General features: G+C 65.3%; 19 protein-coding genes. 8 read left to right on the top strand and 11 right to left on the bottom strand.

Features of this window, described 5'->3' with window-relative positions; all coding sequences use genetic code 11:
• Positions 1 to 20 precede the first annotated feature (20 nt).
• From modC to rpoB, 7 genes are all read right to left on the bottom strand, one after another.
• On the bottom strand, positions 21 to 788 hold the full coding sequence (gene modC / locus AB5I39_RS03660) for a molybdenum ABC transporter ATP-binding protein (protein ID WP_404371296.1): 768 nt from the start codon (positions 786 to 788) through the stop codon (positions 21 to 23).
• Positions 785 to 1468, bottom strand: coding sequence for a molybdate ABC transporter permease subunit (modB, locus tag AB5I39_RS03655; RefSeq protein ID WP_404371293.1), 684 nt, complete (start codon positions 1466 to 1468; stop codon positions 785 to 787). Before modB ends, modC begins: the two co-directional genes overlap by 4 nt.
• Before the next feature lie 7 nt (positions 1469 to 1475).
• Positions 1476 to 2249, bottom strand: coding sequence for a molybdate ABC transporter substrate-binding protein (gene modA / locus AB5I39_RS03650; protein ID WP_404371291.1), 774 nt, complete (start codon positions 2247 to 2249; stop codon positions 1476 to 1478).
• Positions 2250 to 2345: 96 nt separating this feature from the next.
• Positions 2346 to 4280: a S9 family peptidase gene (locus tag AB5I39_RS03645; RefSeq protein ID WP_404371288.1), complete on the bottom strand. Its 1935-nt coding sequence runs from the start codon at positions 4278 to 4280 to the stop codon at positions 2346 to 2348.
• Between the two features lie 94 nt (positions 4281 to 4374).
• Positions 4375 to 5244 (bottom strand): MipA/OmpV family protein, encoded by an 870-nt coding sequence (locus AB5I39_RS03640; RefSeq protein WP_404371285.1) that lies wholly within the window; start codon positions 5242 to 5244, stop codon positions 4375 to 4377.
• A gap of 167 nt (positions 5245 to 5411) precedes the next feature.
• The gene (rpoC, locus tag AB5I39_RS03635) at positions 5412 to 9704 is read right to left on the bottom strand and encodes a DNA-directed RNA polymerase subunit beta' (RefSeq protein WP_404371283.1); all 4293 of its coding nucleotides are present in this window, start codon (positions 9702 to 9704) and stop codon (positions 5412 to 5414) included.
• A 160-nt stretch (positions 9705 to 9864) separates the two neighbouring features.
• Positions 9865 to 14046, bottom strand: a complete 4182-nt coding sequence (rpoB, locus tag AB5I39_RS03630; RefSeq protein ID WP_404371280.1) for a DNA-directed RNA polymerase subunit beta — start codon at positions 14044 to 14046, stop codon at positions 9865 to 9867.
• A gap of 426 nt (positions 14047 to 14472) precedes the next feature.
• Between rpoB and AB5I39_RS03625 the strand changes: the two genes are divergently transcribed.
• From AB5I39_RS03625 to AB5I39_RS03600, 6 genes are all read left to right on the top strand, one after another.
• Positions 14473 to 15723, top strand: a complete 1251-nt coding sequence (locus tag AB5I39_RS03625) for a hypothetical protein (protein WP_404371277.1) — start codon at positions 14473 to 14475, stop codon at positions 15721 to 15723.
• A gap of 109 nt (positions 15724 to 15832) precedes the next feature.
• Positions 15833 to 17464 carry a phage tail sheath family protein gene (locus tag AB5I39_RS03620; protein ID WP_404371274.1) on the top strand — a complete coding sequence of 544 codons (1632 nt, stop codon included), beginning with the start codon at positions 15833 to 15835 and terminating at the stop codon, positions 17462 to 17464.
• A gap of 86 nt (positions 17465 to 17550) precedes the next feature.
• On the top strand, positions 17551 to 18903 hold the full coding sequence (locus AB5I39_RS03615) for a hypothetical protein (protein WP_404371272.1): 1353 nt from the start codon (positions 17551 to 17553) through the stop codon (positions 18901 to 18903).
• 59 nt (positions 18904 to 18962) lie between these two features.
• Complete coding sequence (locus AB5I39_RS03610) at positions 18963 to 19481, top strand: DUF2975 domain-containing protein (RefSeq protein ID WP_404371269.1); 519 nt, start codon at positions 18963 to 18965, stop codon at positions 19479 to 19481.
• 2 nt (positions 19482 to 19483) lie between these two features.
• Positions 19484 to 19699 (top strand): helix-turn-helix domain-containing protein, encoded by a 216-nt coding sequence (locus AB5I39_RS03605; RefSeq protein WP_404371267.1) that lies wholly within the window; start codon positions 19484 to 19486, stop codon positions 19697 to 19699.
• A complete protein-coding gene (locus AB5I39_RS03600; RefSeq protein WP_404371264.1) occupies positions 19696 to 20508 on the top strand; it encodes a hypothetical protein in 813 nt (270 codons plus the stop codon). Before AB5I39_RS03605 ends, AB5I39_RS03600 begins: the two co-directional genes overlap by 4 nt.
• Positions 20509 to 20704: 196 nt before the next feature.
• Here AB5I39_RS03600 and rplL read toward each other — a convergent pair whose 3' ends face one another.
• The gene (gene rplL, locus AB5I39_RS03595; RefSeq protein ID WP_404371262.1) at positions 20705 to 21082 is read right to left on the bottom strand and encodes a 50S ribosomal protein L7/L12; all 378 of its coding nucleotides are present in this window, start codon (positions 21080 to 21082) and stop codon (positions 20705 to 20707) included.
• A gap of 46 nt (positions 21083 to 21128) precedes the next feature.
• A complete protein-coding gene (gene rplJ, locus AB5I39_RS03590) occupies positions 21129 to 21650 on the bottom strand; it encodes a 50S ribosomal protein L10 (RefSeq protein ID WP_404371259.1) in 522 nt (173 codons plus the stop codon).
• A 404-nt stretch (positions 21651 to 22054) separates the two neighbouring features.
• On the opposite strand from rplJ, the gene AB5I39_RS03585 reads away from it, so the two are divergent.
• Together AB5I39_RS03585 and AB5I39_RS03580 are read left to right on the top strand one after the other, a co-directional pair.
• Positions 22055 to 23230: an aminotransferase class I/II-fold pyridoxal phosphate-dependent enzyme gene (locus AB5I39_RS03585; protein ID WP_404371256.1), complete on the top strand. Its 1176-nt coding sequence runs from the start codon at positions 22055 to 22057 to the stop codon at positions 23228 to 23230.
• A 188-nt stretch (positions 23231 to 23418) separates the two neighbouring features.
• A complete protein-coding gene (locus AB5I39_RS03580) occupies positions 23419 to 25356 on the top strand; it encodes an AsmA family protein (protein ID WP_404371253.1) in 1938 nt (645 codons plus the stop codon).
• 79 nt (positions 25357 to 25435) lie between these two features.
• Here the strand turns inward: AB5I39_RS03580 and AB5I39_RS03575 are convergent, their stop codons facing one another.
• Together AB5I39_RS03575 and rplA are read right to left on the bottom strand one after the other, a co-directional pair.
• Entirely contained in the window at positions 25436 to 25642 is a 207-nt protein-coding gene (locus AB5I39_RS03575; RefSeq protein WP_404371250.1) for a cold-shock protein, read from the bottom strand.
• Between the two features lie 220 nt (positions 25643 to 25862).
• Positions 25863 to 26555 (bottom strand): 50S ribosomal protein L1, encoded by a 693-nt coding sequence (rplA, locus tag AB5I39_RS03570; RefSeq protein ID WP_404371247.1) that lies wholly within the window; start codon positions 26553 to 26555, stop codon positions 25863 to 25865.
• Positions 26556 to 26559 lie beyond the last annotated feature (4 nt).

Raw genomic sequence — 26559 nt, 5'->3', positions numbered from 1 at the left:
CCGCAACTGGGCGAACCCGTTCACTCCACCACCAAATCAACTCGTTCCCCCGCCATCACATCGCCCGCAACGCGCAGTAAGACCCCCTCGGCATCGCGCGCCACGATCGTCGCCACACGCCGCGCGCCGGGCGCGATTTCCGGGCCGCCCGTCGCCACGACCCGGCCCGCCTCGATCAGCACGACGTGATCCGCCACGCTGCGCACTTCGTCGGCATCGTGCGTGACGTACACCATCGGCAGGTGGAAATCGGTTTTGAGGCGCTGGATATATTCCAAAATCTCGGCTTTCCGCACGCCGTCCAGCGCGGCGAGGGGTTCGTCGAGGAGGAGCAGGTCGGGCTGGCTCAGCAGCGCGCGGCCGAGGGCGACGCGTTGTCTTTCCCCGCCCGAGAGATCGGCGACGCCGCGCGGGAGCAGGGGGGCGATGTCGAGCACCGCCACGACATGATCGAAGGCGATGCGGTGCGGCAAGGGCGCGCGTTTGAGGCCGTAGCGGAGGTTGCCCTCGACCTTGAGGTGCGGGAACAGTCGGGCATCCTGAAACACCCAGCCGATCCGCCGCTTGGGTGGGCACACGAAGACGCCTGCCGCCGTGTCGGTCAGCACGCGCTCGCCCAGTGCGATCCGCGCGCGGGCGACCGCGCCCGATCCGGCGATGGCGGCGAGCGTGGCGCTCTTGCCCGCGCCCGAGGGGCCGAACAGCGCCGTCACGCCGTCGGCCGGCCCTTCGAACGCGACGTCGAGGGTGAAGTTGCCGAGGCGGCGCTCGATCGCAACGGAGATCATGCGCCCGCCCGCCTGCGCCCATAGGCCAGCAGCGCCTCCGACAGCAGCAGCGCGCTGATTGCGACCGCGAAGGAGATGCTTGCGAGGCGCAGCGCGATCGCCTCGCCGCCGGGTTGCTGTAGCGCCGCATAGATGGCGAGCGCGAGCGTCTGCGTCTCGCCCGGAATGTTGGCGGCGAAGGTGATGACCGCCCCGAATTCGCCCAGCGCCGCGGCAAAGCCGATCACGGCGGCGGCGATCAGGCCGGGGGCGGCGAGCGGGAGCGTCACGCTGAACATCCGGTCCCAGAAGCCCGCGCCGAGGCTCGCCGCGACATCTTCGAGCCGCGCATCGACGCTCTCGATCGCCTGACGGCAGGCGCGCAGCATCAGCGGGAAGGCCATAACGCCGGCCGCCAGCGCCGCGCCGTTGGCGGTGAAGATCAGCCGGATGCCGACGCTCGCCAGCGCCTTACCGAGCGGGGCATCTGTGCCGAACAGCAGGATCAGCACCAGCCCGACCACCACCGGGGGCAGGAACAGCGAGGAATGCAGCACCGCGTCGAGCAAGGTGCGCCCCGGAAAGCGGGTGCGCGCCATCACCCAGCCGAGCGCGAGCGCGATCGGCAGGCCGACCAGCACGGCGCGGCCCGCGACCGACAGGCTGAGCGCGAGGACGCTCCATTCCTCCGGGGTCAGCATAGGCGGATCAGAAGGTCCGGAAGCCAAAGCGGCGGAAGATCGCCTTGGCCTCGGGGCCGTTCAGATACGTCGCGAAGCTGCGCGCGCCGGACGACGCACCGCGTACGATTGCGGCGGGGTAGGTGATCGGCGGGTGGCTGGCCTCCGGGAAAATGCCGATGATCTTTACGCCGCGTTCGGCGCGCGCGTCGGTTTCGTAGACTATGCCGAGCGGGGCGGCGTGGCGGGCGACATAGGACAGGGCGACGCGGACGTTGTCGGCGCTGGCGAGTCGTCCCTGCACGCTCTGCCACACGCCGAGCCTGGTGAGCGCGGCCTTGGCGTAGAGGCCGGCGGGGACATAGGCCGGGTCGCCCATGGCAAGGCGTTCGCTTGGTCCGAGCGCGCGGGCGAGCGGGAAATTGGGGGCGATGCTCAGGCGGATGCGGCTGTCAGCGGGCGCGATCAGGGCGAGGCGACCGCGCAGCAGGTCGCGGCGGCTGCCGGGTATTAGGAAGCCTGCGCGGGCGACATGGTCCATCCATTGCCGATCGGCCGAGACGAACAGATCCGCCCGCGCGCCTGCCTCGATTTGCCGCGCGAGCAAGTTGGACGCGGCGAAGGAAAAGCGCACCGTCGCGCCCGTGCGGGCGGTGTAGGCCTTGCCAACGGCTTGCAGCGCGTCCGACAGCGATGCTGCGGCGAAGACGGTGAGGGGAGCAGGGCGCGGTTCCGCGGCGCTGGGCGATGCGACGCCAGACAGCACAGCACCGATCAGCGCAACGATAATCCGGCGGTTCATGCTGGCGTGTCCATAGCTATATCGCTGCACATATAGCGAAGTGCGCGCCGCCGATAGGGCAGCGCTATGGACTTAGGACGCCTCGCCGCCCGCGTATCACGGCTTGCCGGGCTCGGTGGCCAGCACGCGGCGCAGAAACGCCATCTCGACTTGCAAGCTCAAATCCTGGTTGGGCTTCTTGCGCCAGCCATGCCCCTCGTCGGCGAACAGGAGATAGGACACGGGTACGCCACGGGCGCGGATTGCGGCGACCATCTGCTCGCTTTCGGATTGCGGCACACGCGGGTCGTTATGGCCCTGTTCGATCAGCATCGGCTTCGTGATGCCCGCGACATTGGCGCGCGGGGAAATCCGCGCGAACACCTTCGCCATTTCGGGATCGCGTTCGTCGCCATATTCGGCGCGGCGATTGTCGCGGCGATACGCCTCGGTGTTCTGCAGGAACGTGGTCCAGTCGCCGATCCCGAACAGATCGACTCCCCCGGCCAGCTTCGCACTGTATTTGGTCATCACCGCCAGCGACATGTAGCCGCCATACGATCCGCCGATCACCGCGACGCGGCTTGCATCGAGATCGGGCTGGGTCGCGATCCAGTCCAGCAGGGCGCCGATGTCCTTGACACTGTCTTCGCGCTTGGCGGCATTGTCCATGTCGAGATATTTGCGGCCATAGCCGTCCGATCCGCGTACATTGGGGACGATCACCGTCGCGCCGAGCGTGTCGACGAAGCTGGCGATAGTCGCCGACCAGCCGGGCCGCGCCTGCGCTTCCGGGCCGCCGTGGATCGAGATCAGCACCGGGGTCTTTTTACCCGGCGCGGCAGACTTGGGGCGATAGACGAAGGCGGGGACCGAGAGCTTGTCGAAGCTGGTAAAGCGAACCAGTTTGGGTTCCGGCAGGGTAGCGCGGTCGATCGGGCCGATTTCAGATTCGGTCCAGCGCGTGAGCTTGCCCGAGTCCACGTCCCAGCCGTAAATGTCGCCCGGCCCCATCGCCGAAGATACGCCGATCGCCAGCCGCTTGCCGTCGCGCGAGAGTTTGAGGCCGCCGATGACGCCCTTGGGCGGGGTTGGTTGCGGCAAGGCCCGCCGCGTCACCAGGTCACGAATGCCGACGGTCGAATAGCCGTCTTCGTTGATCGTCCACGCCAGGATGCGGCCGTCGTCGCTCAGATCGAAACTCTCGACGTCCCATTTTGCAGGCGGGGCGATCGGCGTGATCGCGCCGCTTGCGAGATCGATCTCGACGATCCGGCGCACGTCGCTGCCGCGGTCGCTGATCGCGAGGATTGAGCGCCCGCCACGCGTAAATGTGGCGTTGGAGAACACGGCCGGCGCGCCCTTGGCGATCTCGGTCACCGTGCCCGACGCGATATCGAGCGTGAACAAGCGGTCCTCGCGGTTCGAGACGCCGAGCGAGAGCAGCAATGTCTTGCCGTCGGGCGAGATGTCATCGGGGCCGATCGCGCCCTTGCCTTGATAGAGCAGCTTGCGGCTGGCCGGATCGAGCGGGTTGGCGGTCCAGATGCTGTAATCGCCCGATCCCTTGATCGCTTGCGACCAGAAGATGCGCTTGCCGTCATCGGCGATCACGACGCCCTGATTCCGCGTGCCCGGCTCGGTCAGCTGGACCGGCGTACCGTCACGGCCGAGCGTGTAGATCTGAAACCATTCGTCGCCCCCGGTATCGCGCGTGAACAGGATCCGGTCCGTGCCGGGAATGGACCGTGCGCCGGCAACCGGTTCGGCCGCGAAGGTGATCTGGGTTCGATCGCCCCCCGGCGCGCGCACGCGGTGGATTTGTGCGGTCGCGCCGAAGCGGGTGGAGATGAGCAGGCTGCCATCCTCGGCCCAGTCGGCAACCGATGCCGACCGGCTTTGTTGATAGCGGGCGACCGCAGTCGCCAATTCGGGCGCGATTGGCGGAACGTTCTCCAGCGTTGCGGCTCCGATCGTGCGGGTATCGACCTGCTGCGCCAGTGCGGGCGTGGGCAGCAATGCGGCAGCGGTCAGCAACAAGGCAAGGCGCATCAAAATCCCCTTTGGTCAGCGGCTTCAGCTTACGATCAATGGCGTGCAAGACAAGTCGGGTACCGACGCGATCGCCCCGGGAAGCGCGCGTGGCTCACAGCTTGAAGCGTCGCCCGTAGCCGATGCCCAGCGTGAATTGTGTCCGCCGCCCGCGTTCGCGGACCAAGGGGGAGTGGGCGGCGGGGCCGGAGAGGCGGTCGAGGTTGGTGAACAGCGTGATCGCGCTGCGGCGGTCGAGCGGGCGCAGCAGCGAGGCCCCCAGACCATAGGACACGATGCCGCCCTTGGCGTCGTAGCGCGCGAGGCCGGTGCGCTGGGACTGGCGGGCGTCGACGCCGTAATAGGTCTGGACGAACTGGCTGCCACCGGCGGTGACATTCGGGCCGACGGTCGCGATGGCGCGGCCGATCGGCGTGCGATAGGCGAGCGAGGCGTCGGCTACGAGGCCCCTGTGCCCGCCGAAGCCCTGGCGCAGCTCGCCGCGTGCCCGCCAAGCGCGGCGCGGGCCGAACTGCTTTTCGACGAAGCCGCCAGCTTCGCCCGCAAACTTCACATTGCCCATGCCGACCAGCGCGGTGCTGCCGCCTGCGATCAGGAAGGGCGAGCCGCCGTTCGATTCGTTGCGGCCAAAGCGCGGCTTGATCAGCGGCCCGGCGCGCCAGCCATCCTTGCGAAGCGCGGCCCAGCCCACGCCTTCGGAGACCGAGACGAACAGGACGTCGCTATAGGCCAGGCGGATGTTGGGGAAGAGCGACAGCGCCTGATCGCGCGAGCCCTGCCACGCCGGGCTGGTGATCGCGGCGGCGCCGAGCGTCAGGTTCCATCCCGGCGGCGTGAAGCTGAGCGGGAGGGCGAGGACGGGCGGCCTGGCCGGGGCGGGCTGCGGCGGGGACGGCGGCGTCTGGGCCTGGGCCAGCGACGGGGCGGCCGCGAGCAGCGTTGCGGCCAGAAAGCGTTTCATCATGGTTCGAAACTCGCCTGCAATGGTGCGGGATCGAACCGTCTTTGCAAACGCCTGCGGCGCGGATCAACCGGCCAGCAATCAAAGCTTACAAAGCAAAACCGCCGCCCGGAGGTCCGGACGGCGGCTTCGTTGGATCTTAGCTCAGGCGGGTGCCCGAACCGGGAGGATTACTCTTGGTTCAGGTAATCGCCCGCGTCAGCATCGGTGCCGTGACCGCTGGTGACGACCGCGGCGAGCGCGTCGTCGCCGGTGCCGCCGGCATCGCGTGCCGACCGCGCCAGTTCGGCGTCATGCTCTTCCTTGGCCGAGTTCGGCGCGATGATCGACGCTTCGGCCATCCGGCGTTGCGACACGCGCATCGCCGCATCGCGCGACGAAGCGGTGACGCGCAGGCGGTTCATGCCAGCACCCGTGCCCGCCGGGATCAGGCGACCCACGATCACGTTCTCCTTGAGACCGGTGAGCGTGTCCTTCTTGCCCTGCACCGATGCTTCGGTGAGGACGCGGGTGGTCTCCTGGAACGACGCCGCCGAGATGAAGCTGCGGGTTTGCAGCGACGCCTTGGTGATGCCGAGCAGGACGGGCTTGCCCTGTGCCGGACGATCCTTCTTGCCGATCTTGGCATTGGTTTCGTCCATCTCGTCGCGATCGACCTGCTCGCCCTTCAGCAGCGTGGTGTCGCCGCCGTCGGTGATCTCGACCTTCTGCAGCATCTGACGAACGATCGTTTCGATGTGCTTGTCGTTGATCTTCACGCCCTGCAGTCGATAGACTTCCTGGATTTCCGAGACGAGATATTCGGCCAGCGGCTCCACACCCATGGTTTCCAGAATGTCGTGCGGATCAGGGGAACCGCCGATGAGGTTGTCGCCGCGCTTGACGTAATCGCCTTCCTGCACGTCGATGACCTTCGACTTCGGCACCAGATATTCGACGATATCGCCGCCATCCTCGGGCTGAATGCCGATCTTGCGCTTCGCCTTGTAATCCTTGCCGAACACGACGCGGCCCGAAACCTTGGCGATGATCGCCGCTTCCTTCGGGATACGCGCTTCGAACAGCTCGGCAACGCGCGGCAGACCGCCGGTGATGTCGCGGGTCTTGGCAGACTCGCGGCTGACACGGGCGAGAACGTCGCCGCCCTGAACCGTCGCACCGTCCTCGACCGAGAGCGTTGCGCCCGGCACGAGCATGTAACGGCCAGCCTCCTCGGCGCTTTCGCCGGTGAGGGTGAGGCGCGGGCGAAGATCTTCCTTCGCCTTGCCGCTGGCGCGATATTCGATCACGACGCGCTGCGAGATGCCGGTCGCTTCGTCGGCCTGTTCAGTGAGTGTCTTGCCCTCGATCAGATCGACATACTTCACGACACCGGGATTTTCCGTGATCACCGGCATGGTGAACGGGTCCCACTCGGCCAGACGATCGCCCTTCGACACGATGTGCCCATCGTCGAACAGCACATATGCGCCGTACGGGATGCGATGCACCGCGCGCTCGCGGCCGTCCATGTCGACGATCGCGATTTCGCCCGAACGCGACAGAACGACGCGACGGCCGCGCTGATCGGTGATCGTGCGCAGATCGCGATATTCCATCGTGCCGTCGGCAACGGCTTCGAGGTTCGACTGCTCGTTGAGCTGTGCCGCACCACCGATGTGGAAGGTACGCATCGTCAGCTGCGTGCCCGGCTCACCGATCGACTGGGCGGCGATGACGCCGACCGCTTCACCGATGTTGACCGGAGTACCGCGGGCGAGATCGCGCCCGTAGCACTTGCCGCACACGCCGATCTTGGTTTCGCAGACCAGCGGCGAACGGATCTTGCAGCTCTGCGTACCGATCGCTTCGATCTTCGCGACCATCGGCTCGTCGAGCAGCGTGCCCGACGGGATGACGACCTCGCCGGTCTTGCTGTCGATAATATCCTCAGCCGTGGTGCGGCCCAGGATACGCTCGCCGAGCGAAGCGATGGTCGAACCACCCTGGACGATCGCGCGCATTTCGAGCGCACGGGTCGTGCCGCAATCCTCTTCGATGATGACGCAATCCTGCGACACGTCGACCAGACGACGGGTGAGATAGCCCGAGTTCGCCGTCTTCAACGCCGTATCCGCGAGACCCTTACGGGCACCGTGGGTGGAGTTGAAATACTCAAGGACGGTCAGACCTTCCTTGAAGTTCGAGATGATCGGCGTTTCGATGATCTCGCCCGACGGCTTGGCCATCAGGCCGCGCATGCCGGCAAGCTGCTTGATCTGCGCCTGCGAACCGCGGGCACCGGAGTGGGCCATCATGTAGATCGAGTTGATCGGCTTCTCGCGGCCCTTGTCGGGGCCGTCTTCGTAGCGCTTAACCGCCTTGATCTCGTCCATCATGGCGTTCGCCACCTGGTCACCGCAACGGCTCCAGGCGTCGATCACCTTGTTGTACTTCTCCTGCTGCGTGATCAGACCGTCCTGATATTGCTGCTCGAAGTCCTTCACCAGGGCCTTGGTCTCGTCGACCAGACCGACCTTGGCGTCGGGGATGATCATGTCGTCCTTGCCGAACGAGATGCCCGCCTTGAACGCGTGACGGAAACCGAGCGCCATGATCGCGTCGGCGAACAGCACGGTCTCTTTCTGGCCGGTGTGACGATAGACCTCGTCGATCACGTCGCCCACGTCCTTCTTGGTGAGGAGGCGGTTGACGGTGTCGAACGGCACCTTCGACGATTGCGGCAGGCATTCGCCCAGCAACATGCGACCAGGGGTGGTCTCATAGCGCTTGAGATACTGATTGCCCTGCTCATCGGTTTGCGGAACGCGGCTGATGATCTTGGTGTGCAGCGTGACCGCGCCGGCTTCCAATGCCTGATGCACCTCCTGCATGTCGGAGATCATCATGCCTTCGCCGGGCTCGCCTTCCTTGAGCATCGACAGATAATACAGACCCAGCACCATGTCCTGCGACGGCACGATGATCGGCTTGCCGTTGGCGGGCGACAGGATGTTGTTGGTCGACATCATCAGCACGCGCGCTTCGAGCTGGGCTTCCAGCGAAAGCGGCACGTGGACGGCCATCTGGTCACCGTCGAAGTCGGCGTTGAAAGCCGAGCAGACGAGCGGGTGCAGCTGGATCGCCTTGCCTTCGATCAGCACCGGCTCGAACGCCTGGATGCCGAGACGGTGAAGCGTCGGTGCACGGTTGAGCATCACGGGATGCTCGCGGATCACCTCGTCCAGGATGTCCCAGACTTCCTTGCGCTCCTTCTCGACCCACTTCTTCGCCTGCTTCAGGGTCATCGACAGACCCTTGGCGTCGAGACGGGCGTAGATGAACGGCTTGAACAGCTCGAGCGCCATCTTCTTCGGCAGACCGCACTGGTGCAGCTTGAGCTCGGGACCGGTCACGATGACCGAACGGCCCGAATAGTCGACGCGCTTGCCGAGCAGGTTCTGACGGAAGCGGCCCTGCTTGCCCTTGAGCATGTCGGACAGCGACTTGAGCGGACGCTTGTTGGCGCCCGTGATGGTACGACCGCGGCGACCGTTGTCGAACAGCGCGTCGACGGCTTCCTGCAACATGCGCTTTTCGTTGCGGACGATGATGTCCGGCGCGCGCAGCTCCATGAGGCGCTTGAGGCGGTTGTTACGGTTGATCACGCGGCGGTACAGGTCGTTCAGATCCGAGGTCGCGAAGCGGCCACCGTCGAGCGGCACCAGCGGACGTAGTTCGGGCGGGATGACCGGCACGACTTCGAGGATCATCCACTCGGGCTTGTTGCCCGATTCGATGAAGCTCTCGACAACCTTGAGGCGCTTGATGATCTTCTTGGGCTTCAGCTCCGACTTGGTGACGGCGAGCTCTTCGAGCAGTTCCTTGCGCTCGCCTTCAAGATCGAGGTCCTGCAGCATGATGCGCACGGCTTCCGCGCCGATGCCGGCCGAGAAGGCGTCTTCGCCATATTCGTCCTGCGCGTCGAGGAGTTCGTCCTCGGTCATCAGCTGATACTTTTCGAGCGGGGTGATGCCCGGCTCGATCACGATGTACGCTTCGAAATACAGCACGCGCTCAAGCTGCTTGAGCTGCATGTCGAGCAACAGGCCGATGCGCGAGGGAAGCGACTTCAGGAACCAGATGTGCGCGACCGGGGCGGCGAGCTCGATATGGCCCATGCGCTCGCGCCGGACCTTCGAGACGGTGACTTCGACGCCGCACTTCTCGCAGACGATGCCCTTATACTTCATGCGCTTGTACTTGCCGCACAGGCATTCGTAATCCTTGATCGGACCGAAGATGCGCGCGCAGAACAGGCCGTCACGCTCGGGCTTGAACGTGCGATAGTTGATGGTTTCGGGCTTCTTGATCTCGCCGAACGACCATGACCGGATCTTGTCCGGGCTGGCGATGCCGATTTGGATCTGGTCGAAAGTCTCGGCCTTGACGACCGGGTTCGCGAAGTTGGTCAGTTCGTTCATTTCTAAGCTCCTAGCCTTTGGCTTGGAAAAAATTCCCGTTCGTCCTGAGTAGGGACTGAGCTTGTCGAAGGCCCGTATCGAAGGACCTTACGCGCCTTGTCCTTCGATACGCCGCTTCGACACGCTCAGCGGCTACTCAGGACGAACGGATGTTCTGCAATCACTCCGCCGCGATCGCGACGCCGTCGGTGTCGAACAGCTCGGTGGTGTTGAGCTCGACGTTCAGACCCAGCGAGCGCATTTCCTTGACGAGCACGTTGAAGCTCTCCGGAATGCCGGCCTCGAACGTGTCGTCACCCTTGACGATCGCCTCATAGACCTTGGTGCGGCCGACCACGTCATCGGACTTCACCGTCAGCATTTCCTGCAAGGTGTATGCAGCACCATAAGCCTGGAGCGCCCAGACCTCCATTTCACCGAAGCGCTGACCACCGAACTGCGCCTTACCACCCAGCGGCTGCTGCGTGACGAGCGAGTACGGCCCGATCGACCGGGCGTGGATCTTGTCGTCGACCAGATGGTGCAGCTTGAGCATGTAGATGATGCCCACGGTGACCTTGCGGTCGAACTTGTCGCCGGTACGACCGTCGAACAGTTCTGACTGACCCGACGGATCGAGACCCGCCAGCTCCAGCATCGCCGATACGTCGCTCTCGCGCGCACCGTCGAACACGGGGGTGCCCATCGGCACGCCGGTCTTCAGGTTTTCCGCGAGCTCGATGATCTGCTCGGCATCGCGTGCCTCGATGTCGGCGGCATAATGCTCACCATAGACTTCGAGCAGGCGCTGCTTCACCGCGTCGGGCATTTCGCCCGCGGTCGCATCGGGGTTGGCTTCGCGCCAATCCTCGAGCGCACGATGAACTTGCTGACCGAGGTTACGGGCAGCCCAGCCGAGATGCGTTTCGAAGATCTGCCCGACGTTCATGCGGCTCGGCACGCCCAGCGGGTTGAGCACCAGATCGACCGGCGTACCGTCGGCGAGGAACGGCATGTCCTCGGCCGGCAGGATGCGCGAGATGACGCCCTTGTTGCCGTGACGGCCAGCCATCTTGTCGCCCGGCTGCAGCTTGCGCTTCACCGCGACGAAGACCTTGACCATCTTGAGCACGCCCGGCGGCAGTTCGTCGCCACGCTCGAGTTTGTCGCGACGGTCGTGGAACTTGTCGAGGATCAGCTTGGCGGCATCGTCATACTGCGCCTTGACCGCTTCCAGATCGCTCTGGACCTTGTCGTCGGCGACGGCGAACTTCCACCATTCGTGACGATCGACGCTGTCGAGCACGTCCTCGTCGATCACGACGCCCTTCTTCGGGCCGTTCTTCGGCACGGCAGTCGCGGTCTGGCCGAGCAGCATTTCCTTCAGGCGCGACCAGGTCGCACGGTTCAGAATGCCGCGCTCGTCGTCGCTGTCCTTCTTCAGGCGCTCGATTTCCTCGCGCTCGATCGCCATCGCGCGCTCGTCCTTGTCGATGCCGTGGCGGTTGAACACGCGCACTTCGACGACCGTACCGGCAACGCCCGGGGGCAGGCGGAGCGAGGTATCGCGCACGTCCGACGCCTTTTCACCGAAGATGGCGCGGAGCAGCTTTTCTTCCGGCGTCATCGGGCTTTCGCCCTTCGGCGTGATCTTGCCGGCGAGAATGTCGCCCGGCTCCACCTCGGCACCGATGTACACGATGCCCGCTTCGTCGAGGTTGCGCAGCGCTTCCTCACCGACGTTCGGGATGTCGCGCGTGATGTCCTCCGGCCCGAGCTTGGTGTCGCGCGCCATGACTTCGAATTCCTCGATGTGGATCGAGGTGAAGACGTCGTCCTTCACGATACGCTCGGAAATGAGGATCGAGTCCTCATAGTTGTAGCCGTTCCAGGGCATGAACGCGACGAGCGCGTTGCGGCCCAGCGCCAGCTCGCCGAACTCGGTCGACGGACCGTCGGCCAGCACGTCGCCAGCCTGGATCACGTCGCCCACCTTCACCAGCGGACGCTGGTTGATGCAGGTGTTCTGGTTCGAACGCTGGAACTTCATCAGCGTGTAGATGTCGACGCCCGACTGGCCGGCTTCGACATCACCCGTTGCGCGGATGACGATACGCGAGGCATCGACCTGATCGACGATACCGGCGCGCTTGGCCGAGATCGCAGCACCCGAATCGCGCGCCACGGTCTCTTCCATGCCGGTGCCGACGAACGGCGCCTCGGCCTGGACCAGCGGCACGGCCTGACGCTGCATGTTCGAGCCCATCAGTGCGCGGTTCGCGTCATCGTTTTCCAGGAACGGAATGAGCGATGCCGCGACCGAGACGAGCTGCTTCGGGCTGACGTCCATCAACGTAATGTTGCTGGGGATCGCCATCAGGAATTCGCCGGCCTGACGGGCCGAGACGAGTTCCTCGACGAAGCGGTTCTCGCTGTCGAGTTCGGCGTTGGCCTGCGCGATCGTGTGCTTGGCCTCTTCCATTGCGGAGAGATAGACGACCTCGTTGGTCACCTTGCCGTCGATGATCTTGCGGTACGGCGTTTCGATGAAGCCGTACTTGTTGACGCGGCTGAACGACGCGAGGCTGTTGATCAGACCGATGTTCGGGCCTTCCGGCGTTTCGATCGGGCAGATGCGGCCGTAATGCGTCGGGTGAACGTCGCGGACTTCGAAGCCAGCGCGCTCACGCGTCAGACCGCCCGGCCCGAGCGCCGAGACGCGACGCTTGTGCGTCACTTCGGAAAGCGGGTTGGTCTGATCCATGAACTGCGACAGCTGCGACGATCCGAAGAATTCGCGCACCGCGGCGACCGCAGGCTTTGCGTTGATCAGGTCGTTCGGCATGACCGTCGACACGTCGACCGACGACATGCGCTCCTTCACGGCGCGCTCCATGCGGAGCAGACCGACGCGATACTGGTTTTCCAGCAATTCGCCGACCGAGCGGACACGACGGTTACCGAGGTTGTCGATATCGTCGATTTCGCCCTTGCCGTCCTTCAGATCGACCAGCGTCTTGATGACGGCGAGGATGTCCTCGGTGCGCAGCGTCGTGACCGTGTCCTCGGCGTCGAGGTCAAGGCGCATGTTGAGCTTCACGCGGCCGACCGCCGACAGGTCGTAGCGATCGGGATCGAAGAACAGACCCGAGAACAGTGCCTCGGCCGTTTCCAGCGTCGGCGGTTCGCCGGGGCGCATCACACGGTAGATGTCGGACAGCGCCTGCTCGCGCTCCTCTGCCTTGTCGACCTTCAGCGTGTTGCGGATCCACGCGCCGGTGGCGACGTGATCGATATCGAGCAGTTCGATCCGGTCGATGCCGGCCTTATCGAGCTTTTCGAGATTCTCGGCCGACACTTCGTCGCCCGCCTCGATGTAGATCTCGCCCGTCGTCTCGTTGATCAGGTCATAGGCGCTGTAGCGGCCGAAGATTTCCTCGGTCGGGATCAGCAGGTCGGTGAGACCGTCCTTAGCCGACTTGTTGGCGGCGCGTGGGCTGATCTTTTGGCCGGCGGCGAACACGATCTCGCCGGTCTTGGCGTCGATGATGTCGTACATCGGCTTCTGGCCACGCCAGTTTTCGGCCTGGAACGGGATGATCCAGCCACCCTGGCCGCGCACGAAGGTGACGCGGTTGTAGAAGTGGTTGAGGATTTCCTCGCCGGTCATGCCGAGCGCGTAGAGCAGCGCCGTCACCGGCAGCTTGCGCTTACGGTCGATGCGGACGTTGACGATGTCCTTGGCGTCGAATTCGAAATCGAGCCACGAACCGCGATACGGAATGACGCGCGCGGCGAAGAGATACTTGCCCGACGAGTGGGTCTTGCCGCGATCGTGATCGAACAGCACGCCCGGCGAACGGTGCATCTGGCTGACAATGACGCGTTCGGTGCCGTTGATGATGAAGGTGCCGTTGCCCGTCATCAGGGGCATGTCGCCCATGTAGACGTCCTGCTCCTTGATATCGAGAACCGAGCGCGAATCCGTGTCGGCGTCCACCTCGAACACGATCAGGCGCAACGTGACGCGCATCGGCGCCGCATAGGTGATGCCGCGCTGACGGCATTCGTCGGTGTCGAACTTTGGCGGTTCGAGTTCGTAATGCACGAAGTCGAGCTCGGCCGTGCCGGCGAAATCGCGGATCGGGAAAACCGAGCGCAGCGTCTTCTCAAGGCCGGAGACATAACCGATCGACGGGTCCGAGCGCAGGAACTGTTCGTAGGATTCGCGCTGAACCTCGATCAGGTTCGGCATCTGCACGACTTCGTGGATGTTGCCGAACACCTTGCGGATGCGCCGCTTTGCGGTGCCGCTGCCGGCGCGCCGCGTGGGGGTGCTGCCGTCGATCGCTTTGGTTGCCATGGAGATTATGCCCTCAAGCCAATAAGTCGTGCCCGGAGACGCCCGGGCGCTGTCGTCGTGCCCGGAGACGCCCGGGCGGGCACGCAACGCAAAGACGCAAAAAGCCGCTCGTCCTTCGCATCAGCGAAACGACAGCAGCTTTTGGCGTCTTCGAAACCCCAGCCTCCAATACGATCGACGTGCTGCGCGACGGCACATCATTTCCCGAAGACTGTTGTGAAGCACGCCATATAAGAGTCGTGTTGGATGCTGTCAATCGAACCGCTGCGGCTGGCCGATCGCTCGACTGGCCGTCGCGCAATCTCGGCTGGTCGCAATTCTGAGCGTCCGGCGGGTCGAATCCCCGGTTCCCTTCATTGATACCCCGTTATGAAAAAACGATCCAACCGCTCGCCGCGCGTCATGATCGCGCTCCTTCCCACCCTGATGTTGGCAACGCCGGCATTCGCACAGGAGGTTCAGACCCAGACCACTCCACCGCCCGCGCCGGTCGAACAAGCCGCGCCAGCAACGCCTGCGGCGCCCGCCGCGCCCGTCTTCGCGCCATCCGCCCCGGTGGTACAAGCCGTGCCGGATTATTCCCGGGCCGCGCCGTCCACGTCGGAGCCGAGTGTTGCGGAGGCGGCAGCGGAGCCTGCCGGTCCGGTTCGTCGCACGACGACGCGCACGGCGCGTGCCACGACGTCCGAGCCCGCGCCGATCCGCTCTGCTGCTGCGCCTGTCGCCGCAACGCCGCCGGTCGAAACGCCTGCTCCATCGAGCGCATCTCCGACTCAACCCGCCGAAGCAACTGCGCCGGTCGCGCCAGTGACCGAGGCGGCGACCGACACCGCTGCAACGCAGACCGGCACCCCGACAACCTCGCAGGGTCAGGGCGCGATCTGGCCGTGGATCGTCGGGGCAGGGGTCGTCTTGCTTGGCCTGATCGCGTTGCTGGCGGGCCGCCGCCGCCGCGCGGACGATGCCGTCGCCTATGAGGAGCCGGTGTATGAACCGGTCGCCGAGGTCGTGCCGCGCGCCATGCCCGAGCCGGTGATGGTGGCCCCAATGGTCGCCGTGAGCGAGCCGCAGCTCGTCCGTCCGACGGCGGTGGCCGATCCGGTGGCTGCCCCGGCACCCGTGCCCGCCGAGGAAACCAAGGTCGTCGCAGCCGACGATGCCGATGTCGCGGCGCTGACCGACGGTCATGCACCGGTAGCGGATCGTCCGTGGCTCGAATTCGCGATGCGTCCGGTGCGTGCCGGCACTACCTCGGACGAGGCGTTGGTCGAGATCGAGCTGACCGTCGGCAATGCCGGGTCGGTAATCGCAGAGGACGTGCGGATCTCGACCTTCCTGTTCGCCGCGGAACCCGCAAATGCCGAAGAGTTCGAGCGCTTGCTGCTGGAGCATGGCGATGATGCGGGCACCGAGCATGTCGACATCGATGCAGGCGAGGGCACGCGCATCGACGCGACGCTCGCTTTGCCAAAGCGCGATCTGGCGGCGATGTTCAACCCCGTCGTGGTCGCCGACGCCCGCTATCGCCTGGCCGATGGTAGCGAAGGCCGCACCTATGCCTCGTTCGCGATCGGCCTGACGCAGGAGGATGGCGGCTTCGGCGGGATCGAAAACAATCGCCCGTCGATGCACGAAGACATCGAGGCACGCCTGTACGGCACGCCGCAGCACGCCTGATCCGGCGCGTTTTGAAAGGCCCGTCTCCTGCAAGGGGGGCGGGCCTTTTCGCGTGGTCAGCCGACGCACGTTTCATTACGCTGTGCGTACAGAACGGCGGAGACGATCGATGACGTACAGCACTCCGGGCGTCTATCTTCGGGAAGTCAACGCGTTCGGGTCCGGCGTGGTGGGGGTCGAAACCGCAGTGCCCGCCTTTATCGGCTATACCGAGACGGCGCACGATCCGGTCAGCGGGCGTCCGGTCACTGCGCCAATCCCGATCAGCTCGCTGCTCGACTATCAGGCCGCTTTCGGCGGTGCGGCAGCATCCAGCTTCGTCATCAGGCAGACGCTGTCGGCAAACCCCGCCTTCATTGCCAATATCACGATAGCAGACGGGACCGTCATCAGCAGCGGCTTCGATCTTACGCTTGCCGCCCCGCCAACAGGCCCGGATCGTTTCTGCCTGCACCAACAGATGGAGCTGTTTTTCGCCAATGGCGGCGGCGCGTGTTGGGTGATGTCGGCGGGCAGCCATGCCATCCCGGGCGCGACCGTTACCGCCAGCGACTTGCTCGCTGCGATCGAGGCCGTTGGACAGATCGTGGGTCCCACGATGTTGGTCGTGCCTGAAGCGTGCCAATTGCCGCAAGCGGACTATGCGAACGTGGCGTGCGCGATGCTCGATCAGGCCGGACGCCTGCAGGACCGCGTTGCGATCCTCGATTTGCCCGGCTGCCTCGAAGCGACGAACCTTGCCGCGCTCACGCTCGCGCAGCAAAATCTGTGGTCCGCGATCGCGCCGCAAGCGGATCATCTGTCCTACGGTGCCGTCTATGCCCCTGCGCTCGCGACGACGGTGCTGCAACCACGCGACGTCCGGTTTCCGGTGCTGGCCGGGGGTGACAATCGTACGATCAATGCAATCCTGACGGCGCAAGCGGTGCAACTGTTCAGCGGACCCAACCTCGCCACGGTCCAATCCGCCATCGCCGCCGCTTTCCCGCTCACGGGGGTTACGACCAACACGCCGGCCCTGTCGGGCGATGCCACCGCCTATCCCGCGCCGGTTACCCCGGGAGCAGCCGGGTTGGCGGCATGGCAGCAGCGGCTCGACGATCTGCTGACCAGTGCGCTGCCGATTTACGTCGAGATCGACCATCTCGTCGCAGACTATCTGAACGTCCAGCCTGCAAGCGGCGCGATGGCGGGCGTTTGGACGCGCAGCGACATGCAAAGCGGGGTGTGGAGCGCGCCCGCGAATATCACCCTGGCGCACGTGGCGGCACCGCTTTGCCCGCTTGGCGACGCCGACCAGGGCGGGTTCAACGTGCCGGTGAATGGCATGGCGATCAATCTCGTGCGAACGTTCCCCACGCGCGGCACCGTGCCGTGGGGCGCGCGAACGCTCGATGGAAACAGCGACGACTATCGCTATGTCCAGGTCCGCCGCACGCTGATCTATATCGAGCAGTCAATTAAGGCGGCGCTGCAGCAATATGTTTTCGCGGCCAATGACGCTGGGACATGGGAGACGGTCATTGCCTCCGTTTCAACGTTCCTGACCGGGCTATGGCGGCAGGGCGGGTTGATGGGCGCGACCGCGACCGACGCTTTTTCCGTTCAGTGCGGGCTCGGCACGACGATGAACGCCCAGAACGTGCTCGACGGTTATATGGTCGTCACGGTCGCGCTGCAGATGATCCACCCCGCCGAGTTTATCACGCTGACCTTTAGTCAGGCGATGCAGGCGAGCTGACGCGCCAACCGACGGGCGCGCCGCTTGGTCGCGGCCCGTCCCAGGATCGCTTTGGCAAGACGCGATTCTTCGCTATGGCCGCGCGGGTGAAAACCACCTTGCCCTTTATCGCTGCGGCGTTCCTGCTGCCTGCCGCCGCCTTCGCGCAGAACAGCCCGGCCCCCGGCACCTTGCCCGGTCTCGACGATTTCAGTCTGCCGGGTACGCGCCCGACGCCACGCGTTTCGCCGACGCCCGAGCCGACCACCAACCCGCGACCGACCGCGTCGCCCAGCGCCTCGCCGAGCGCGGTAGCACCGCCGCGGATCGTCCCTACGGTGCGCGCCACGCCGACGCCGCGGGCAAGCGCGACACCTGCTCCGGCGCGAACGCCCGCCGCCGCGCCGCGCCCTGTCGTGACGCCGACCCCGACCCCCAGCCTGCGGCCGTCGCCTGCACCGGTCGCGACCCCGACGCCGCTTGCGACACCTGCACCCGCGATCGAGACGCCTGTCCCGTTGCCGCCGGTCGCCGAGGCGTCGCCGTTGCCCGAGGCGTCGCCGCTGCCCGAGGCGTCCGCCCTGCCGCTGCCGAGCGACACGCCGCGACCCAATTCCGGCTTTATGGCCGATCCGTGGATGTGGCTCACGCTCGGCGCGCTCGCGGCAGTGGCCGCAGCAAGCGGGTTCGGCTGGTGGTGGCGCAGGCGCGGTTTGCGCGACGATGCCGAGCAACGCGATGATCGCCGTCACGAAATTTTCGTGTTCGATACGCCGGAAGTGTCCGCCGAAGTGCCGGTGCCCACGGCGCCCGCCCCGGCGCCCGCGCCCGTACCTGCTCCGGCACCCGCACCCGCACCCGCGCCTGCTCCGGTTACTGCGGCTCCGCCGCCGCCCGCCCCGCCGCCGCCCGCTCCACCGGTGGTGCCTGCGGCGGCGATCGATGGGCAGCGGGCTGCGCTCGACCTCGGCATCGTCGTGAAGCGCGCTGGCACCAATTTGCTGAGCGCGGCGGTGGAATACACGATCGTGATCGAGAATGTGGGGGCGGCAGCCGCGACCAATATCCGGCTCGACGTGCGGCTGATGAGCGCGGGGCCGGCGCAGGATGCGCAGATCGCCGCGCTGTTCCAGATGCCGATCACACAACCAGCGACCGCGCCCTTCGATTTGCCGCCCGGCACGACGGTCGATCTCGGCGGCATGGCGCTGCATCCGAAGGATTCGCTCCAGGTGATGACGGTGGGCGATCGCACGCTGTTCGTGCCGGTGCTGACGGTCAACGTGCTGTACGATTGGGACGATGCGGGCGCGGGCGGGCAGGGGCAGACGGCGCGATCGTACGTCATCGGAATCGATCGTGGCGGCGATACTAAGCTGCAGCCGTTCCGGCTCGATGGGGCCGCCCGAATGTACGACACGGTCGGTGCGCTGACCTATACCGCGGCGGTGACGCGCTAAAGCCTCTTTACGTTTATCGATATGTTGAATATCGATAAACGATATGGAGATGGCGTGTGGTGGATGACCGTGTTTTGCGTCTGACGGCGGGGGCGCTGCGCCTTTTCCGAGTTGCGAACCTGGCGACGATGGCGGCGTTCGCGCTCGCGATCCTGTTGTCCTTCGCCTTTGCCGCCCCGCTGGAAGCGCGGCTGATCGCCAAATATGGCAGCGGGCTCGCGGTCGAGACGGTCGTGCTGGCGATGCGCCTGCTGCTCGCTGCGGGCCTCCCGGCGGGAGCCGCGCTGCACCTGATCTTTACACGCCTGCTGGCGCTGGTCGCGACGGTACGCGACGGCGATCCCTTTACCCTCGTCAATGCGCAGCGGTTGGAGACGATCGGCTGGGCGATGCTGGCACTGCAGCTGCTCGACCTGGGGCTGGGCGGCTTTTCGCTGTGGTTTGCGGCGCTGCACGTCGAGTTCGTTACCTGGTCGCCCTCGTTCGGCGGGTGGATCGCCGCGCTGATGCTGTTTGTGCTGGCGCGCGTGTTCCGGCGCGGGGCGGAAATGCGCGACGATCTGGCGATGACGGTCTGACGATGGCGATCGTGGTCTCGCTCGATGCGCTGCTCCATGCGCGCCGCATGACGCTGACCGAGCTGGCGGCGGCGGTCGATCTCAGTCCGGTCAATCTGTCGATCCTGAAGACCGGCAAGGCGCGCGCCATTCGATTTTCGACGCTCGAGGCGATTTGCCGCGTGCTGGAATGCCAACCGGGCGACCTGCTCGCCTTTGAAGAGGGGGATGAGACATGACGAAGCGGTTTTTTGCGTCCTTGGGCGGGGCGTTCGTCGATGTCGGGCGCGTCGCGCGGGCAATGCCGTGGTTGCTGGCCATGATGATCGCGATCGAATTCGTGCAGCATATCATCGAGGTGCGGATCGGTTTTTTCTCCGCCGATGCGGCGGTGCGCCACGCGGCGCAATTGCAGCCGATCCGGATGGCGCTCGGCTGGCCGAAGATGCTGATGGTGTGGAGCGTCGCGTTCTTCACGATTCGATACCTGGCGCTCAATGACGTGGCCGCAGCGCTACGCCCGTCGCGCCTGGCCATGCAGCGTTATGCCTGGGTGATCCTGTTCCAGTTCGTGCCGACCGCGATCGTGATCTATGCCGAGCCGATCCTGAAGCTGTTCGGGCTGGGCAGCGCCGGTGAGGTGATGGCGCTGCGCACGGCGGGCGGGTTGACGCAACTGTTGATCGAACCGTTGCTGTGGATGTGGTTCGTCAGCGCGGCGCTCGGAACGAACGGTTATGCGCCGCTGCAATCGGCACGCGTGACCGGCCTGTGGTATTTCTGGGCGCTGCTGCTCGGATTGCTGATCCGGATACCGTTCAGCCAGATTCACGGCCGCCTGAACATCTTCGCTGCGGGGCAGCCGGATGCGGTGCTGTGGCCGGTGCTGTTGCTCGATGCCGTGGTGGTGCCGGTGATGGTCACGGCGGCTGCCGCGGTGCAGCTGCGGGCGGCGCAGGCGATTGCCGAGCGGCGTGGACGGGCGTTGGTCGAGGACGCGCCACGGACTGCGGAAGGGATTGTCGCCGGGGCGGCCGTGCCGGCGTGAACGCGCTGGGTGGGGCGGCAACGCTCTGCCCGGTAAGCGGTTCGAAGTAAAAAGGGGCGACACCGTGCGGTGCCGCCCCTTTTTTAAGATCAGCCTGACATGGGCAAAGCCCCTGTCGTCGGACGGCCCGGAGGGCCGCCGGCCGGCTTCGCTGGGGTGCGCTTTAGCTTGCGCTAAAGCGTCTCCCAGCTTCAGCTCACTTGACCTCGACGGTCGCGCCAGCGTCTTCCAGCTGCTTCTTGATCTTCTCGGCTTCGTCCTTCGAAACGCCTTCCTTGATCGCCTTCGGAGCCGATTCGACCAGCGCCTTGGCTTCGGTCAGGCCGAGCGAGGTGATCGCGCGGACTTCCTTGATGACGTTGATCTTCTTGCCGCCGTCGCCGGTCAGGATGACGTCGAATTCGGTCTGCTCTTCAGCAGCCGGTGCAGCGGCGCCGCCGCCTGCTGCGGGAGCTGCTGCAACGGCTGCAGCGGCCGAGACGCCCCACTTCTCTTCGAGAAGCTTCGAAAGGTCAGCCGCCTCGAGGACGGTGAGGGCCGAAAGCTGGTCAACCAGCGCGTTAAGGTCTGCCATGTGTAGTCTCCAATTTTAGGTTCGGTTTGAAATCTCGAAGCGCCTATCAGGCGTCCGCCTTGTCCTTCTCGGCATACGCCATGAGAACCCGGGCGAGCTGCGCTGCCGGAGCCTGTGCGATGGTCGCGACCTTGGTTGCGGGTGCAACCAGCAGGCCGACGATCTTTGCGCGCAGTTCATCCAGCGACGGCATCGTCGCGAGGGCCTTCACACCGTCTACGTCGAGGACGGTCGCGCCCATAGCCCCACCCACGATTTCGAACTTGTCGTTCGTCTTCGCGAAATCGACGGCTACCTTGGCAGCCGCGACGGGGTCGATGGAGGAGGCGAGACCGACCGGCCCGGTGAGCATGTCGCCCAGCGAGAGATAGTCGGTGCCGTCCAGCGCGATCTTGGCAAGCTTGTTCTTCGAGACCTTGTAGGTCGCCCCTGCATCACGCATTGCGTTACGCAGCTTGGTCGACTGCGCCACCGTCATGCCGAGGTTGCGGGTGACGACCACCACGCCGACTTCGGCAAAATTCTGGTGCAGTTCGGCGACGAGCTCGGTCTTTTGAGCGCGATCCATGCCATTCTCCACGTTTTGGTCCTGCCGCCTTCACGACATGACCGGTTACAAACCGACACGCAGATGCGCGTCGGCACTGTCCAGCGATGGGGAATGGGAGCGACGCCCCGAAAAGGAGGCGACATAGCGCATCGGCGTTAGGCCATGCGAAATCCTGTCCCCGTCTCGGTAGGAAATTAAGACCGGCAAACCCGGTCTCCTACTGTCTCGGACGGTCCCGCCGGGCCGAAGCCTGTCGGGAGAGAGCGTGCCTTTAGCGGATGTGGCGTGGAAGTCAATCGCGCTAGCGACGCCGCATCGCGAAGGGGTAGCTTTCTTCCACGATTTAGGAAACACTCGCCCCCAAGGACCGCATGAGTCCACGCAGGATGGATCGCAACTCGCTTGAAGCAGGGGACCGATCGATGACCACGCACTTGCCCGCAGCGCTTCCCGACGAAGCGCAGGATGATTTGCTCACCCGCGGTTTCGCGCGCCGGGATCTTGCGCGCATTGCCGCCGTGTTCGGGGCTGGCGCGATCGCTGCCAGTGTCGGGCGGCCAGCCTGGGCGTCGGGCGGAGTGCCCGATCCTGCACCCAACGCCAAGGTGCGGATCGGCGCGAATGAGTGCTGGACCGGGCCGCTGGCGCCCGGCGCGCTGGCTGCCGCGAAGATGATCGCGCAGGGCAATCGCTATTCGCCGCAGGATCAGCGCGGCGATTTCATCAAGGCGGTAATGGCGGTCGAGAATGTCCCCTACGACCATGTCGCGCCGTGGCCTGGATCGAGCGACCCGTTGTGTCGCAGCGTCATCACCTTCTGTTCGCCAACCAAGGGGCTGGTGACGGCCGACCCGACCTTCGAACTGGCCGGGCGCACCGCCGCCTGGCTTGGCGCGCCGGTCAAGGCGGTGCCGCTGACGCCGGATTATGCGCATGACGTGAAGGCGATGCTCGCCGCCAACCCGGATGCCGGGCTCTATTACATCTGCACGCCCAACAATCCGACCGGTACGATCACCCCGCTCGCCGACATCGAATGGCTGATCGCCAACAAGCCCAAGGGCGCGATGGTGTTGATCGACGAGGCCTATACCCATTTCGCCGGCGTGCCGACTGCGTCGTACCTGGCGGTCAAGCACGATGACGTGATCGTGATGCGCACCTTCTCCAAACTGTTCGGCATGGCCGGGCTGCGCATGGGCTATATCATCACCAAGCCCGCCAATATCGGCAAGATGATGCGCTATGACGGCGGAATGCAATCAGGCGCGTTGCCGGTCACCAGCATCGCCTGCGCGACGGCAAGCCTGACCGCGGCCCCGCTGATCGCCGCGCGGCGCGCGCAGATGGAGGCCGCGCGCGGGCTTACGCTCGATCATCTGAAAGCGCGCAAGGTCGACGTGAAGCCGACTCATGCCAACATGATCATGATCGATTGGAAGACCAGCCAGGCCAAGGACATGCAGGCCGCGTTCCGCAAGCACAGCGTCGAGATCGGGCGATCCTGGCCGATCTGGCCGACGGTCAGCCGGATCACGATCGGCTCGGCCGCCGACATGAAGGGTTTCTGTATGGCGCTCGACAAGGTCATCGCCTGATCGAACCGGACATTGCCGGGGTGGCCGAGAGGGTGTCATCCGACCACCTCGTCACCGCCGGGGCCGCGGCGGCCGCGTTTGGCGACGGATCGTTATTACCAAAGCGGAGGATACACCTCCGGCGCTTTTTTGTAGAACGGTATCGCTACGCGAGTGAAACAAATCAGGGTGCACGGGGTTGTGATACGGTGAGCACCCCTGAAAACACGCTGCCGATTGCCCGGCGATTGCACTGGCGCTGGTGGTTGCCGCGCATCGCCCTGGCATTGCTGGCAACCCTGGCCCTGCTTCTTCTCGCGCTCGGCGCTTTCCCGGTCGGGCTGGCGCGCGGCTTGGTCGAGAAGCGCTTGTCGAGCGCGCTCAACACCCATGTCCAGGTGGGGTCGATCACGCGGGATCGTGCGTTTACCTATACTCCGGTGGTGTCGGTGCGCGACGTGCGGATCGCGCAGCCCAACTGGGCGGGGGCGGGCGATTTCGTCCGGGTTGGTTCGGCGAGTTTGCGCGTGCCGGTGTTCAGCTTGCTGTTCGGCACCTTCCGGCCGGATCGCGTTGCGATCGACGGAGCACGGATCGTGCTGGTGCGCGATGCGACGGGTCGCGCCAATTGGAAGCCGGAGGGTTCCAAACCCGCCACCGGCGACAGCACCGGGCCGAGCTTGTCGGATCTGACCGTCACCAATACCCAGATCGAACTGCGCGATGCGAAGCGTGGGCTTATCGTCGCCGGGCCGTTGACGGTGGACGCCGCGCGCGGGTTGCAGTTCTCGGCCAAGGGCAGCTTCCTAGATACCCCCGCCACCCTCGATCTGACCGGCGGGCGGATCACCGGGATCGATCCGGCCGCGCCCTATCCCTTTGCCGCGACGATCACATCGCCCGCGCTGCAGATGACGGCAAAGGGCGTGATGGACGGCGTGCTCGATACGCGCCATTTCAAAGCCGACATCGCCGCGCGCGCGCCGACGCTCAAGAATATCGACCGGATCATAGAGGCCGGGCTGTTCGGCACGCAGGCGGTCGCGATCACCGCCGCGGTCCGGCATGAGGGCCGTGATTGGTATGTGGACCGGATCGGCGGCAGCATCGGGCGGTCGCGATTCACCGGCATGGCGACCGTCCGCAAGATCGATATCCGCACCGCAATCGACGCACGCCTACACGCGACGCAACTCGATTTCGACGATCTCGCCGATGCCAAGGGGCAGGCGGCGGCGCATCAGCGCCGTGCCGCGATCGGCCCGCGCGTGCTGCCGCCGACGCGGATCAACCTGTCGAAACTGTGGAAGACCGATGGCACGATCCGCTTTTCGGCGGACCGGTTGCTGTCGAATGGCGGCACGGTGTTCCGTACGCTATCGGGCACGCTGAGCCTCGATCACAAGGTGCTGAGCGTCAGCAATGTAGTGGCGACGCTCGCCAACGGCCGGATGACCGGTACGGTACGCGTCGATCATCGCATCGGTCGTCCGAAACTGGCGGTCGACCTGCGCCTCGTCGGGCTCACGCTGGAAGAACTGATCGGCAAGCCCGATCTGGTCGGCGGACAGGTGCGCGGGCACATCGTGCTCAGCGGGCAGGGCGATACTGTGCGGGAGGCGTTGTCGCATTCCTCCGGCAAGGCCGCGATCGTCGCGACCGAGGGACATGTGAAGCGGATCGTCGCCGACGTGCTGGGCCAGAATTTGAGCGGTGCGGTCGCCCATGCGATCGAGGGGCCGAGCCAGCAAGTGCCGCTGCGCTGCCTAGTTGCTAATTTCAGGGCGGCCAATGGCGTGCTGGTGCCGCATCCGCTGGGCATCGACACCGGCAGTTCGGTGGGCCGCGGGGCAGGGCGGATCGTGCTGGATGGCGAGCGGATCGACGTGACGCTCGCCGGGACCAGCAAGAGCCGCGCGTTGTTGCGCATCGCCGATCCGATCCGCATCGGCGGGACGCTGAGCGCACCGACCGTGTCGATCGCAGGGGCCGGTCCCACCGACAAGCCAACGCCGGGTTCGCTGCTGAAGGTGTTCGGTCGTTCGCTCGGCCAGGCGCTGGGCATTACCAAGACGCCGCCCAACATCCCGATCCCGCCGCCTGCCACCTTCGGCTGCACGAGCGCGGTGGCTGAGGCGCTTCGTTGAAGGGGCGACAGGCACAAAAAAACAGGCACAAAAAGGGCGGCCCGGAGAACCGGACCGCCCTTTCTTTTAACAGACGCTGTTAGGCGTGCTGCAGGTTCACAGCCGACATCTTGCCGCGCTTGTCCTGCTCGAGCTCGTACTGGACGCGCTGGTCCTTATCGAGCGTGTGCATCCCGGCGCGTTCCACGGCGGTGATGTGCACGAAGGCGTCGTCGCCGCCACCTTCCGGCGCGATGAAGCCATAGCCCTTGTCGGCGTTGAAGAATTTTACGGTTCCGATGGTCATATCATGATCCTTCTTTGGTTGCCCGCCGCGAACACCGCGCCGGGGGTGCCGAAATCAGCAGTGAAAGAAGGAAGATGGAGCCGCAAAGCGCCAGAGACCGTCGATTTGCGAAAGTAGCCTGCCCGCCTTAGGCGCATTTCCCGCAGATAGCAAATGTCCAAGAAAAAGGGCCGGGGATTGCGCCCCGGCCCTCACATCTTTCGCAAGCGAAGTGTGCGACTTACGCCGCGCTCACCTCTGCCACGTCGACCTTGATCCCGGCACCCATGGTGCTCGAAACCGCGACCTTGCGGACGTACTTGCCCTTGGCGCCCGACGGCTTGGCCTTGACCACCGCATCGACCAGCGCGTCGAAGTTCGCGCGCAGGTCTTCCGCCGGGAACGACGCCTTGCCGATGCCCGAATGGATGATACCGGCCTTTTCGACGCGATATTCGATCTGGCCGCCCTTGGCTGCCTTGACGGCCTCCGCGACGTTCATCGTCACCGTGCCGAGCTTGGGGTTCGGCATCATGCCCTTGGGGCCCAGGATCTTACCCAGGCGACCGACGATGCCCATCATGTCCGGGGTCGCGATGCAGCGATCGAAATCGATCGTGCCACCCTGGATGATTTCCATCAGGTCTTCCGCACCGACCACGTCGGCACCGGCGGCCAGAGCTTCCTCAGCCTTCGCACCCTTGGCGAACACGCCGACGCGGACGGTTTTACCCGTGCCCTTGGGCAAGGTCACGACGCCGCGGACCATCTGATCGGCGTGGCGGGGGTCGACGCCGAGGTTGAGCGCGACTTCGATCGTTTCGTCGAACTTGCTGGTCGCACCCGACTTGGCGAGCGCGATCGCTTCGTCGATGCCGTGGAGCTTGGCGCGATCGATCGTGATCGCTTTCTGCTTCTTGCTGACAAATGCCATGATC

The organism is Sphingomonas sp. MMS24-J45, assembly GCF_044881195.1.
GTDB lineage: Bacteria > Pseudomonadota > Alphaproteobacteria > Sphingomonadales > Sphingomonadaceae > Sphingomonas.
Note: the sequence above shows the minus strand (reverse complement) of the source record. Positions and strands in the feature narration are given on the sequence as shown.

Bases quoted from the DNA above. Each gene is read 5' to 3' on its own strand.
- modC (WP_404371296.1), bottom strand. From the start codon at position 788: ATGATCTCCGTTGCGATCGAGCGCCGCCTCGGCAACTTCACCCTCGAC.
- modA (WP_404371291.1), bottom strand. From the start codon at position 2,249: ATGAACCGCCGGATTATCGTTGCGCTGATCGGTGCTGTGCTGTCTGGC.
- AB5I39_RS03575 (WP_404371250.1), bottom strand. From the start codon at position 25,642: ATGACCATCGGAACCGTAAAATTCTTCAACGCCGACAAGGGCTATGGC.
- rpoC (WP_404371283.1), bottom strand. From the start codon at position 9,704: ATGAACGAACTGACCAACTTCGCGAACCCGGTCGTCAAGGCCGAGACT.
- rplJ (WP_404371259.1), bottom strand. From the start codon at position 21,650: ATGGATCGCGCTCAAAAGACCGAGCTCGTCGCCGAACTGCACCAGAAT.
- rplA (WP_404371247.1), bottom strand. From the start codon at position 26,555: ATGGCATTTGTCAGCAAGAAGCAGAAAGCGATCACGATCGATCGCGCC.
- AB5I39_RS03645 (WP_404371288.1), bottom strand. From the start codon at position 4,280: ATGCGCCTTGCCTTGTTGCTGACCGCTGCCGCATTGCTGCCCACGCCC.
- rpoB (WP_404371280.1), bottom strand. From the start codon at position 14,046: ATGGCAACCAAAGCGATCGACGGCAGCACCCCCACGCGGCGCGCCGGC.
- AB5I39_RS03640 (WP_404371285.1), bottom strand. From the start codon at position 5,244: ATGATGAAACGCTTTCTGGCCGCAACGCTGCTCGCGGCCGCCCCGTCG.
- modB (WP_404371293.1), bottom strand. From the start codon at position 1,468: ATGCTGACCCCGGAGGAATGGAGCGTCCTCGCGCTCAGCCTGTCGGTC.
- AB5I39_RS03605 (WP_404371267.1), top strand. From the start codon at position 19,484: ATGGCGATCGTGGTCTCGCTCGATGCGCTGCTCCATGCGCGCCGCATG.
- AB5I39_RS03600 (WP_404371264.1), top strand. From the start codon at position 19,696: ATGACGAAGCGGTTTTTTGCGTCCTTGGGCGGGGCGTTCGTCGATGTC.
- AB5I39_RS03625 (WP_404371277.1), top strand. From the start codon at position 14,473: ATGTTGGCAACGCCGGCATTCGCACAGGAGGTTCAGACCCAGACCACT.
- rplL (WP_404371262.1), bottom strand. From the start codon at position 21,082: ATGGCAGACCTTAACGCGCTGGTTGACCAGCTTTCGGCCCTCACCGTC.
- AB5I39_RS03620 (WP_404371274.1), top strand. From the start codon at position 15,833: ATGACGTACAGCACTCCGGGCGTCTATCTTCGGGAAGTCAACGCGTTC.
- AB5I39_RS03585 (WP_404371256.1), top strand. From the start codon at position 22,055: ATGACCACGCACTTGCCCGCAGCGCTTCCCGACGAAGCGCAGGATGAT.